Genomic DNA, 12895 nt, shown 5'->3' with positions numbered 1-12895 from the left:
CACCTACCACAGCAGGAAATTCAAGGGGGTGGAGGTCTTCCAAGGCGTTCACCACAAGGAGAAGATATGGCTTATTCAATCGCGAATAACCCCCTGTTGCGCAAGAACTTCGCCAAGATCCACAAGATCATCGACATACCGAACCTCATCGACATCCAGAAAAATTCCTACAAGAGATTCCTCCAACTCGACACTCCCGTAGACGCACGCAAGAACTCCGGCCTCGAGGCCGTTTTCCGCAGCGTGTTCCCGATCAGGGACTTCAGCGACACCGCCTCGCTTGAGTACGTTTCGTATTCGCTGGGCGCGCCGAAGTACGACGTGGAGGAGTGCCACCAGCGCGGGATGACCTTTGCGGCCCCGATGAAGGTGAAGGTGAGGCTGGTAGTGTGGGATGTGGCGAAGGACCCCGGTACCAGATCGATCCGCGACATCAAGGAGCAGGAGGTTTATTTCGGCGAAATCCCGCTGATGACCGACAACGGGACCTTTATCATAAACGGCACCGAGCGCGTCATCGTGAGCCAGCTGCACCGCTCTCCGGGCGTGTTCTACGACCACGACAAAGGGAAGACCCACTCCAGCGGCAAGGTGCTCTACTCCGCTCGCGTGATCCCGTACCGCGGCTCGTGGCTTGACTTTGAATTTGACCATAAAGACATCCTTTATGTCCGCATAGACAGACGCCGCAAGATGCCGGCCACCGTGCTCCTCAAGGCGCTCGGCTACTCCAACGACGCGCTGATCAACTACTTCTACAAGTCCGAGGAAGTGAAGGTCGGCGAAAACGGCGCCATGACCAAGCTCGCCGACGCTGAGCTTCTCTCCAACCAGAAGGCGACCGCGGACATCGTGGATCCTGCTACCGGCGAGGTGATCCTCAAGGCGAACCGCAAGTTCACCAAGGCGGCGCTCAGGAAGATGACCGAGCACGGGATCAAGGAGATCCCCATCTCCGAGGAGGAGGTGGTTGGAAAGGTCGCCTCGCACGACATCTACGATCCCGCCACCGGCGAGATCCTGGTCGAGTGCAACGAGGAGATCTCCCAGGCGAAGCTCGAGGAGATGATCCAGAAGGGGATCACCTCCTTCCAGGTGCTCTTCATCGACAACCTGCACGTCACCTCCAGCTTCCGCGACACCATCCTGATCGACAAGATCGGCTCCACCGACGAGGCGCTGATCGAGATCTACCGCCGTCTGCGTCCGGGCGATCCCCCGACTTTAAAGAGCGCGCTGGTCCTCTTCGAGAACCTGTTCTTCAACGCGGAGCGCTACGACCTCTCCGCCGTCGGCCGCCTGAAGCTCAACTACAAGCTGGGCGTGGACGTGCCGCTTGACTGCATGACGCTCACCCGCGAGGACATCCTCGAGGTGGTGCGCTACCTGATCGAGCTGAAAAACGGCAAGGGCAACATCGACGACATCGACCACCTGGGCAACCGCCGTGTCCGCGCCGTGGGCGAGCTCCTGGAAAACCAGTACCGCATCGGCCTGGTCAGGATGGAGCGCGCCATCAAGGAGCGCATGTCTCTCCAGGAAGTCGAGAACCTGATGCCGCACGACCTGATCAACTCCAAGCCGGTCTCCGCGGTGGTGAAGGAGTTCTTCGGTTCCTCGCAGCTCTCGCAGTTCATGGACCAGACCAACCCGCTCTCCGAGGTCACGCACAAGCGTCGTCTCTCGGCTCTCGGACCGGGGGGCTTGACCCGCGAGCGCGCAGGCTTCGAGGTCCGCGACGTACACCCGACCCACTACGGCCGCGTCTGCCCGATCGAAACCCCTGAGGGTCCGAACATCGGTCTCATTGCGTCGCTCTCCACCTATGCGCGGATCAACGAGCACGGCTTCGTCGAGACGCCGTACCGCGTGGTCAGGGACGGGCGCGTCACCGACGAGGTCCGCTTCTTCTCGGCTCTCGAAGAGGAAGGGCACGCCATCGCCCAGGCCAACGCCGAGATCGACGAAACCGGGCGCTTCGCAGCCGACTACATCTCGGCGAGGAAGTCCGGCGAGTTCGTCCTCGTCGGCCGCGACGAACTGGAGCTCATGGACGTGGCCCCGATGCAGCTCGTTTCCGTCGCTGCATCGCTGATCCCGTTCCTCGAGAACGACGACGCAAACCGCGCGCTCATGGGTTCCAACATGCAGCGTCAGGCAGTGCCGCTTCTGCGCGCCGACTCCCCGCTGGTCGGTACCGGCATGGAGCGCGTCGTGGCGAGGGACTCCGGGGTCTCTCTGGTCGCCCGTCACAACGGCGTGGTTGAATCGGTCGACGCCTCCAGGATCGTCGTCAAGATCGACGAGGACCAGTACGATGCGACCGGCACCGGCGTCGACATCTACAACCTGATCAAGTTCGCCCGTTCCAACCAGAACACCTGCATCAACCAGCGGCCGCTGGTCAAGGTAGGCGACCACGTCACGTCCGGCGACATCATCGCCGACGGCCCCTCCACCGACATGGGCGAACTGGCGCTGGGACAGAACGTGCTTATCGCCTTCATGCCGTGGGGCGGCTACAACTACGAGGACTCCATCCTCATCTCGGAGCGCCTGGTAAAAGACGACCGCTACACCTCGATCCACATCGAGGAGTTCGAGGCCGTCGCCCGCGACACCAAGCTCGGCAAGGAGGAGATCACCTCCGATATCCCGAACCTGGGCGAAGAGACCCTGAAGGACCTGGACGAGTCCGGCATCATCAGGATCGGCGCGGAAGTCCGTCCGGGCGACATCCTGGTCGGCAAGATCACTCCGAAGGGCGAGACCCAGCTCTCCCCGGAAGAGAAACTCTTGCGCGCCATCTTCGGCGAAAAGGCGGGCGACGTGCGCGACACCTCGCTGCGCGTGCCGCCGGGGGTCGAAGGGACCGTTATCGGCGCCAAGATCTTCTCCCGCAAGGGCGCCGACAAGGACGCCCGTACCGAGATCATCGAGAAGGCCGAGGAAATGCGCCTGCGGAAAGACGAGCAGGACGAGATCCGGATCATCCGTGATTCGGCTATCGGCAAGCTGAAGAAACTGCTGGTGGGGAAAACCGCCGCAGTGAAGATAGAAGGGGCCGACGGCAAGGTGCTGATCCCGAAAGGGGCGGCCATCACCGAGGAGATGCTGAAATCCTTCTCCATGGACCGCTGGGACGAGATCTCCATCGCCGATGACGACACCGTCGACGAGAAGGTAGCCCAGACCCTCTCCACGCTGAACCAGCAGATCGACATCATCAAGTACGTCTTCGACGACAAGGTGCAGAAGCTGCGCCGTGGCGACGACCTTCCGCCGGGCGTCATCAAGATGGTCAAGGTCTACATCGCCATCAAGAGAAAGCTCCAGGTCGGCGACAAGATGGCCGGCCGTCACGGCAACAAGGGCGTCGTCTCCAGGATCCTCCCCGAGGAGGACATGCCGTACATGGAAGACGGTCGTCCGGTCGAGATCGTGCTGAACCCGCTGGGCGTTCCTTCCCGTATGAACGTCGGGCAGATCCTGGAAATGCACCTCGGCTGGGCCGCCAAAGGCCTGGGTTGGAAGATCGAGGAGTTCCTTGAGAAGAACGCTCCGCACGATGAGATCCGGAGCTTCCTGAAGGGTGCCTACGACAACCCCGACATGGACCGGTTCCTCGACAAGCTGGAAGGGGAGGAACTCCTCAACGTGGCGAAGCGCCTGAAGCGCGGCGTCCCGATGTCGTCGCCGGTATTCGAAGGGGCGAGCGAGGATTCGATCCAGTCGATGCTGACCCACGCCGGCTTCAGCACCACCGGGCAGGTCACCTTGTACGACGGCAAGAGCGGCGACAAGTTCATGCACAAAGTCACGGTCGGCATCATGTACTTCCTGAAGCTGCACCACCTGGTCGATGACAAGATCCATGCGAGGTCCATCGGACCCTACTCGCTGGTCACCCAGCAGCCGCTGGGGGGCAAGGCCCAGTTCGGTGGGCAGAGGCTCGGGGAGATGGAAGTCTGGGCCATGGAGGCCTACGGCGCCGCTTACGCGCTGCAGGAATTCCTCACCGTCAAGTCCGACGACGTGGCCGGCCGCACCAGGATGTACGAGGCGATCGTCAAAGGGAAGCACACCCTCGAACCGGGTCTGCCGGAATCGTTCAACGTCCTCATCAAGGAACTCCAGTCCCTTGGCCTCGACGTGGAACTTCTGGAAGGCGACGAGGACTAGGGTGGTCGGACGTCGGACAGGTCGGACAAGTCTGACAGGTCCGACTGGTCCGACTGTCGGACGGAACGCTCTCAACTGATTACGTAACTCCTACTGCTAAGGAGGAATATACTTTGGAAGACATTTTTAACTTTTTCGATAAGCCGAAGGACCCGCTCCACTTCTCTTCCATCAAGATCTCGATCTCCTCGCCGGACAAGATCCGCGAGCGTTCCTTCGGGGAAGTGAAGAAGCCGGAAACCATCAACTACCGTACCTTCAAGCCGGAGCGCGACGGCCTGTTCTGCGCCAAGATCTTCGGACCGACCAAGGACTACGAGTGCAACTGCGGCAAGTACAAGCGCATGAAGCACCGCGGCATCGTCTGCGAGAAGTGCGGCGTCGAGGTCATCCCGTCCAAGGTGCGCCGCGAGCGTCTGGGTCACATCGACCTGGCCACCCCGGTGGCACACATCTGGTTCCTGAAGTCGCTCCCGTCCAGGATCGGCAACCTGATGGACATAACGCTTAAGGACCTCGAGAAGGTGCTCTACTTCGAGGCCTACGTGGTGACCGACCCGAAGGAAACCGGCCTTGCCTTCGGCACCGTCTTCTCCGAGGACCAGTACCAGAAGGCGCTCGAAGAGTACAACTACGGCTTCGAGGCCGGCATGGGTGCTGCGGCAATCCGCACCTGCCTCACCTCGATGGACCTGGACCAGCTCTCCGAGCAACTCCGCATCGAGATGCAGGAGGCGACTTCAGAGGCCAAGCGCAAGAAGACCGCCAAACGCCTCAAGGTAATCGAGGCGTTCAAGAACTCCGGCAACAAGCCCGAGTGGATGATCCTCGAGTGCATCCCGGTCCTGCCGCCGGAGCTCCGCCCGCTGGTTCCCCTCGACGGCGGCCGCTTCGCTACCTCCGACCTGAACGACCTGTACCGTCGCGTCATCAACCGCAACAACCGGTTGAAGCGCCTGATGGAGCTGCAGGCCCCCGAGGTCATCATCCGCAACGAAAAGCGCATGCTGCAGGAGGCTGTCGACGCGTTGTTCGACAACGGCCGCCGCGGCCGCGCCATTGCAGGCCCGAACAAGCGCCCGCTGAAGTCCCTCTCCGACATGCTCAAGGGAAAGAGCGGCCGCTTCCGCCAGAACCTCCTCGGCAAGCGTGTCGACTACTCCGGCCGTTCCGTTATCGTCGTCGGCCCGGAACTGCGCCTGCACCAGTGCGGTCTGCCGAAGAAGATGGCTCTGGAGCTCTTCAAGCCGTTCATCTACAACAAGCTCGAGGAGCGTGGCTTCGTCACCACCATCAAGAGCGCGAAGAAGATGGTGGAGAAGGAGAAGCCGGAGGTCTGGGACGTTCTGGAGGAGGTAATCAAGGAACACCCGGTCCTCTTGAACCGCGCCCCGACCCTGCACAGGCTCGGCATCCAGGCGTTTGAGCCGGTCCTGATTGAGGGTAAGGCTATCCAGCTCCATCCGCTGGTCTGCACCGCCTTCAACGCCGACTTCGACGGCGACCAGATGGCGGTCCACCTCCCCCTCTCCGTAGAGAGCCAGGTGGAGGCGCGCGTCCTCATGATGTCCACCAACAACATCCTGTCGCCGGCGCACGGCAAGCCGATCATCGTGCCGTCGCAGGATATGGTTCTCGGCATCTACTACATGACCCGCGAGAAGTACTTCGCCCAGGGTGAAGGTAAGATCTTCGCCTCTCCGGACGAGGTGAACATCGCCTGGGATGCAGGCGAGATCCACCTGCAGGCGCGCATCAAGGTGAGGATGAAGAACCTCGTCTCCGACGAGAAGCCCACCCTGATCGAGACCACGACCGGCCGCGTGCTTCTGCGCGACATCCTGCCGGACGCGGTGCCTTTTGCGACCATCAACAAGGTCATGACCAAGAAGGAGCTCTCCAACCTGGTGGACGTCTGCTACCGTCTGGCCGGGAACAAGGAGACGGTCATCCTCGCCGACAAGCTGAAGGCGATCGGTTTCCGCTACGCGGCCAAAGCCGGTATCTCCATCTCCATCAACGACATGGTCATCCCGGAAGGAAAGTCGGCCATCATCACCCGCGCGACGGAAGAGGTGCAGGAGATCCAGAATCAGTACACCGAGGGTCTCATCACCGACGGCGAGCGCTACAACAAGGTCATCGACATCTGGGCGAAATCCACCGAGGACATCGCGAAAGAGATGCTGGACAACCTCTCCCGCGACACCATCCTCGATCCGGAAGGCAAAGAAGTGAAGGTCCCCTCCTTCAACGCGATCCACATGATGGCCGACTCGGGCGCAAGGGGTAGCGCACAGCAGATCCGCCAGCTGGCAGGGATGAGGGGACTCATGGCCAAGCCTTCCGGCGAGATCATCGAGACCCCGATCACCGCGAACTTCCGCGAGGGTCTCACCGTGCTCCAGTACTTCATCTCCACCCACGGCGCACGTAAGGGTCTGGCCGATACCGCGCTCAAGACGGCGAACTCCGGTTACCTCACCCGCCGTCTGGTCGACGTCGCCCAGGACGCCATCATCACCGAGGCGGACTGCGGCACCATCGACGGGCTCACCGTCTCCTCCCTCACCGAGGGGGGCGAGGTCATCGAGCATATCGGCGACCGCATCCTCGGCCGCGTGGCGCTCGACGACATCCTCGACCCGGTCACCGGCGACGTGCTGGTCCCGGCCAACGAGGAGATCGACGAAACCCTGGTGGCGAAGATCGAGGCCGCCGGCCTCGAGAAGGTCAAGATCCGCTCGGTGCTCACCTGCGAGAGCCGCCGCGGCATCTGCGCCAAGTGCTACGGCCGCGACCTGGCACGCGGACACCTGGTGAACCGCGGCGAGGCGGTCGGCGTCATTGCCGCCCAGTCCATCGGCGAGCCGGGCACCCAGCTCACCATGCGTACCTTCCACATCGGTGGTACTGCTTCCAGGCGCGCCGAGCAGACCGCGTTGGAGGCGAGGAACGAAGGCTTCGCCAAGTTCATCAACATCAACTACGTCACCAACTCGGAAGGGCACCACATCGTCATGAACCGCAACGGCGAGCTCGCCATCGTGGACGAGACCGGGCGCGAGCGCGAGAAGTACGGTGTCGTCTACGGCGCGAAGATCAAGGTCAGCCCGGAAGAGAAGGTCACCCAGGGGCAGTCGGTCGCCGAGTGGGACCCGTACACCATGCCGATCCTCACCGAGATCGCCGGCCGGGTCAAGTTCGGTGACGTCATCGAGGGTGTCACCATGGAGGAGCAGGTCGACGAAGTCACCGGCCTCTCCAGGAAGGTCATCATCGAGACCCGCGACGCCGACAAGCGTCCGCGCATCACCATCAAGGACGAAAGCGGCAAGACGGCCAAGATCGGCGAGAACCTCCTGGCACGCTACTACCTCCCGGTGGGCTCCAACATCAACGTGCTGGAAGACACCGAAGTGAACGCAGGCGACGTGATCGCCAAGATCCCGCGCGAAACCACCAAGACCAAGGACATCACCGGTGGTCTGCCGCGCGTAGCCGAACTGTTCGAGGCGAGAAAGCCCAAGGACTTCGCGGTCATCACCGAGATCGACGGCGTGGTTGCTTTCGGCAAGGACGCCAAGGGCAAGCGCAAGGTCCTGGTCACCCCGGAACTGGGCGAGCCGAAGGAATACCTCATCCCCAAAGGGAAGCACATCAGCGTCCACGAAGGGGACCATGTCCGCGCCGGCGAGGCGCTCATGGACGGCTCATCCAACCCGCACGACATCCTGCGCGTACTGGGTCAGAAAGAGCTGGCCAAGTACCTGGTCGACGAGGTCCAGGAGGTGTATCGACTCCAGGGCGTCAAGATCAACGACAAGCACATCGAGACCATCGTACGTCAGATGCTGCGCCGCGTAAGAGTCAAGGATGTCGGCGACACCAATCTGCTCATCGACGATCAGATCGAGCGCTGGGTCTTTGAGGAAGAAAACGAAAAAGCCATGGAGAAAGGCGGGCGTCCTGCAACGGCTGAGTCACTGCTCCTTGGCATAACGAAGGCGTCGCTTTCTACCGAGTCATTTATTTCTGCTGCTTCCTTCCAGGAAACAACAAAAGTATTGACACAAGCTTCCATAGAAGGTAAGGTTGATAGTCTTCGCGGTCTCAAAGAGAACGTGATTATGGGCCGCTTGATCCCGGCGGGAACGGGATTGGCTCTTTACCGCAACCTGCGCATGGTTGCTGAGGAGCCAGTAATCATTCCGGAGCCAGTTGAACCGGAAGATGAAGAAATCTACGAAGAAGAAGCCTAGCCTGAATGCTCGGTCGGAGGAAGAGGGGTTCCCCTGAATCCTCCGACCGATTTCTCACTTTTTTCAAAATAAAACTTGACAAGCGCCGTATGCGCTGTTATTTTCGTCGCTTCCGCCGGGAGACCATCTCCCTTGCGGGAAGAATTGCGTGAGAGGAATGTATGCCAACTATTAATCAGCTTATTCGTCATGGTCGGGAGTCAAAGGGTGATAAATCCACTGCTCCGGCACTCAGGAGCTGCCCGCAGAAGAGGGGCGTTTGCACCAGGGTTTACACCACAACCCCGAAGAAACCGAACTCCGCACTCCGCAAGGTTGCGAGGGTAAGGCTTACCAACGGCGTTGAGGTGACCTCCTACATTCCGGGTGTTGGTCACAACCTCCAGGAGCACTCCGTCGTTCTGATCAGGGGCGGCAGGGTCAAGGACCTTCCGGGTGTTCGTTACCACATCGTCCGCGGCACGCTCGACTCTGTCGGCGTCAAGGGTCGGATGAAGAGTCGTTCGAAGTACGGGGCCAAAAGACCCAAGTAACCGATTAAAGTGAGAGGTTTGACATGCCAAGAAGAAGAGAAGTAGCCAAGCGGGTAATTCTTCCAGATCCTAAATATGCGGATAGGGTAGTTGCCAAGCTCATCAATATAATCATGCTGGACGGCAAGAAGTCGACCGCAGAGAAGGCCCTTTACGGGGCGATGGAAATCGCTGCCGGCAAGGCCGGTGAAGAGCCGGTCAAGGTGCTCAAGAAGTGCCTGGACAACATCAAGCCGATGCTCGAAGTCAAGTCCCGCAGGGTCGGCGGTTCCACCTACCAGGTGCCGGTCGAGGTGCGTCCCGAGCGTCGCGTCTCCCTGGCGATGCGCTGGCTGGTGAAGTACTCCAACGCCAGGAGCGAGAAGACTGTTACCGACAAGCTGGCTGGTGAGATCCTTGACGCGTACAACAACCGCGGCTCCGCGGTGAAGAAGCGCGAGGACACCCACAAGATGGCAGAGGCGAACCGCGCCTTCGCCCACTACCGCTGGTAGCTTTCGGCGGCACACATTAAGGCTTAGAGAGCAACTCGAAGGAGATAGTAAGTGGCACGTCAGGTTTCGTTGGAAATGACCCGTAATATCGGGATCATGGCTCACATAGATGCAGGGAAGACCACCACCACGGAGCGTATCCTCTACTACACCGGTGTCTCCCACAGGATCGGCGAAGTCCACGACGGCGCCGCTACCATGGACTGGATGGAGCAGGAGCAGGAGCGCGGCATCACCATCACCTCCGCTGCTACCACCTGCAACTGGAAGGACCACCGCATCAACATCATCGACACCCCGGGGCACGTCGACTTCACCATCGAGGTCGAGCGCTCCCTGCGTGTTCTCGACGGCGCGGTCGCCGTCTTCTGCTCGGTCGGTGGCGTCGAGCCCCAGTCCGAGACCGTCTGGCGTCAGGCTGACAAGTACCACGTCCCCCGCATCGCGTTCATCAACAAGATGGACCGCATCGGTGCAGACTTCTTCCGTGGCGTCGCCATGATCAAAGACCGCCTCAAGGCGAACCCTGTGCCGCTGCAGATCCCGATCGGCTCCGAGGAGAACTACAAGGGCGTCGTCGACCTTATCCTGATGAAGGGTATCGTCTGGAACGACGAGTCCATGGGCGCAACCTACGACGTCATCGACATCCCGGCGGACCTGGTCGAGCAGGCTAACGAATACCGCGAGGCGCTGATCGAGGAAGTTTCCTCCCACGACGACGTGCTGATGGAGAAGTACCTGGGTGGCGAGGAGATCAGCAACGCGGAACTGAAGGCTGCCATCCGTCAGGCCACTCTCGACATCAAGATCTGCCCCGTGATATGCGGATCCTCCTTCAAGAACAAGGGCGTTCAGAACCTGCTTGACGCGGTTCTCGACTACATGCCGGCTCCGACCGACATCCCCGCTATCCAGGGTGTCGACGCCAACACCGACGCGCCGATCGAGCGTCATGCATCCGACTCCGAGCCGTTCGCGGCCCTGGGCTTCAAGATCATGACCGACCCGTTCGTGGGGCAGCTCTGCTTCTTCCGCGTCTACTCCGGCGTGATCCAGTCCGGCTCCTACGTGTACAACGCCACCAAGGGCAAGCGCGAGAGGATCGGCCGCATCCTGAAGATGCACGCCAACAAGCGTGAAGAGATCAAGGAAGTCTACGCCGGCGATATCGCCGCCGCGGTAGGCCTTAAATACACCACCACGGGCGACACGCTCTGCGCCGAGGACCATGCCGTCATCCTCGAGTCCATCGAGTTCCCCGAGCCGGTCATCTCCATCGCCATCGAGCCGAAGACCAAGGCCGACCAGGAGAAGCTGGGCATCTCGCTCGGCAAGCTCGCTTCCGAGGACCCCTCCTTCCGCGTCAAAACGGACGAGGAGACCGGTCAGACCATCATCTCCGGCATGGGCGAGCTGCACCTCGAGATCATCGTGGACCGTCTGTTCCGCGAGTTCAAGGTTGAGGCGAACGTCGGCAAGCCGCAGGTCGCCTACCGCGAGACCATCACCAAGAAGGTCAAGGCGGAAGGGAAGTTCGTACGCCAGTCCGGCGGCCGCGGTCAGTTCGGCCACGTCTGGCTCGAGATCGAGCCGCAGGAGGCAGGGAAGGGTTACGAGTTCGTCGACGCCATAAAGGGGGGCGTCGTTCCCCGCGAGTACATCCCTGCGGTCGACAAAGGGATCAAGGAATCGCTCGACAACGGCGTCATGGCCGGCTTCCCGGTGGTGGACGTGAAGGTCACCCTGGTCGACGGTTCCTACCACGAGGTCGACTCCTCGGAGATGGCCTTCAAGATCGCAGGTTCCATGGGCTTCAAGGAAGGCTGCCAGAAGGCCTCGCCGATCATCCTCGAGCCGATCATGTCGGTTGAAGTCGTGGTTCCGGAGGAGTACATGGGCGACGTCATCGGCGACTTGAACTCCCGCCGCGGCCGCATCATGGGGATGGAAGGGCGCGCAGGCGCACAGGTGGTCGCATCGATGGTGCCGCTGGCACAGATGTTCGGCTACTCCACTGACCTGCGTTCCGCAACCCAGGGTCGTGCAACGTACTCCATGACCTTCGATCATTACGAGCCGGTGCCGAAGTCTGTCGCCGAGGAAATAGTAGCGAAGGTCAAAGGCTAATTATTCAATTTCCCTATCGAGGAGGATTCCGAAATGGCAAAAGCTAAATTTGAAAGAACCAAGCCGCACGTTAACATCGGCACCATCGGTCACGTCGACCACGGCAAGACCACCCTGACCGCAGCGATCACCAAGGTGCTCGCAGGCAAGGGCCAGGCCGAGTTCAAGGCGTTCGACCAGATCGACAACGCACCGGAAGAGCGCGAGCGTGGTATCACCATCGCTACCGCCCACGTCGAGTACGAGACCGACAAGCGTCACTACGCTCACGTCGACTGCCCGGGTCACGCCGACTACGTAAAGAACATGATCACCGGTGCAGCGCAGATGGACGGCGCCATCCTGGTCGTTTCCGCAGCAGACGGCCCGATGCCGCAGACCCGCGAGCACATCCTGCTCGCACGTCAGGTCGGCGTCCCCTACATCGTCGTGTTCCTGAACAAGGCCGACATGGTGGACGACGAGGAACTCCTCGAGCTGGTCGAGCTGGAAGTTCGCGAACTTCTCTCCTCCTACGACTTCCCGGGCGACGATATCCCCATCATCAAGGGTTCCGCTCTGAAAGGGCTTGAAGGTGACCAGGGCGAGCTGGGCGAGCAGGCCATCATGAAGCTGATGGAAGCTGTCGACACCTACATCCCGGAGCCGCAGCGCGCCATCGACAAGCCCTTCCTGATGCCGGTCGAGGACGTGTTCTCCATCTCCGGTCGCGGTACCGTCGCAACCGGTCGTGTAGAGCGCGGGATCGTGAAGGTCGGCGAAGAGGTCGAGATCGTCGGCATGAAAGCCACCACCAAGACCACCGTAACCGGCGTCGAGATGTTCCGTAAGCTCCTCGACGAAGGCCGCGCAGGCGACAACATCGGCGCACTGCTCCGCGGCGTGAAGCGTGAAGAGATCGAGCGCGGCCAGGTTCTGGCCAAGCCGGGTTCCATCACCCCGCACACCAAGTTCAAGGCAGAAGCCTACATCCTCTCCAAAGAGGAAGGCGGCCGCCACACCCCGTTCTTCAACGGCTACCGTCCGCAGTTCTACTTCAGGACCACCGACGTGACCGGCGTGGTTGACCTCGAGGCTGGCGTAGAGATGGTCATGCCGGGCGACAACGTCTCGGTGACCGTCAACCTGATCACCCCGATCGCGATGGACGAAGGTCTGCGTTTCGCAATCCGCGAAGGCGGCCGTACCGTCGGCGCAGGTGTTGTAGCCTCCATCATCGAATAAGAACAGAAAAACATACGGTTTTCATCCCGGTTTCCGGCGGGCCGCCTGTGCGGTCCTGCCGGAAACTTCG

The 12895-nt window shown here is 60.9% G+C and carries 6 protein-coding genes; all 6 read left to right on the top strand.

Annotation, left to right across the window (positions count from 1 at the left end):
- The first annotated feature begins 66 nt into the window (after positions 1-66).
- Positions 67-4182 (top strand): DNA-directed RNA polymerase subunit beta, encoded by a 4116-nt coding sequence (gene rpoB, locus GEOBRER4_RS16340; protein ID WP_185243177.1) that lies wholly within the window; start codon positions 67-69, stop codon positions 4180-4182.
- Between the two features lie 113 nt (positions 4183-4295).
- Positions 4296-8444, top strand: a complete 4149-nt coding sequence (rpoC, locus tag GEOBRER4_RS16335) for a DNA-directed RNA polymerase subunit beta' (protein ID WP_185243176.1) — start codon at positions 4296-4298, stop codon at positions 8442-8444.
- Between the two features lie 161 nt (positions 8445-8605).
- Positions 8606-8977 (top strand): 30S ribosomal protein S12, encoded by a 372-nt coding sequence (rpsL, locus tag GEOBRER4_RS16330; protein ID WP_012529361.1) that lies wholly within the window; start codon positions 8606-8608, stop codon positions 8975-8977.
- Between the two features lie 23 nt (positions 8978-9000).
- Entirely contained in the window at positions 9001-9471 is a 471-nt protein-coding gene (gene rpsG / locus GEOBRER4_RS16325; RefSeq protein WP_015838552.1) for a 30S ribosomal protein S7, read from the top strand.
- A gap of 51 nt (positions 9472-9522) precedes the next feature.
- The gene (gene fusA, locus GEOBRER4_RS16320; RefSeq protein ID WP_185243175.1) at positions 9523-11601 is read left to right on the top strand and encodes an elongation factor G; all 2079 of its coding nucleotides are present in this window, start codon (positions 9523-9525) and stop codon (positions 11599-11601) included.
- 33 nt (positions 11602-11634) lie between these two features.
- Entirely contained in the window at positions 11635-12825 is a 1191-nt protein-coding gene (tuf, locus tag GEOBRER4_RS16315; protein WP_085815242.1) for an elongation factor Tu, read from the top strand.
- The last annotated feature ends 70 nt before the right edge of the window (positions 12826-12895 follow it).

The organism is Citrifermentans bremense (genome assembly GCF_014218275.1).
In the GTDB taxonomy this organism is placed as follows: Bacteria; Desulfobacterota; Desulfuromonadia; order Geobacterales; family Geobacteraceae; genus Geomonas; species Geomonas pelophila.
This window is presented reverse-complemented; position numbering and strand designations above follow the sequence as displayed.

What these genes read in the sequence shown, in the direction of transcription:
- rpsL (WP_012529361.1), top strand. Translation starts at nt 8,606, where the DNA reads ATGCCAACTATTAATCAGCTTATTCGTCATGGTCGGGAGTCAAAGGGT.
- tuf (WP_085815242.1), top strand. Translation starts at nt 11,635, where the DNA reads ATGGCAAAAGCTAAATTTGAAAGAACCAAGCCGCACGTTAACATCGGC.
- rpsG (WP_015838552.1), top strand. Translation starts at nt 9,001, where the DNA reads ATGCCAAGAAGAAGAGAAGTAGCCAAGCGGGTAATTCTTCCAGATCCT.
- rpoB (WP_185243177.1), top strand. Translation starts at nt 67, where the DNA reads ATGGCTTATTCAATCGCGAATAACCCCCTGTTGCGCAAGAACTTCGCC.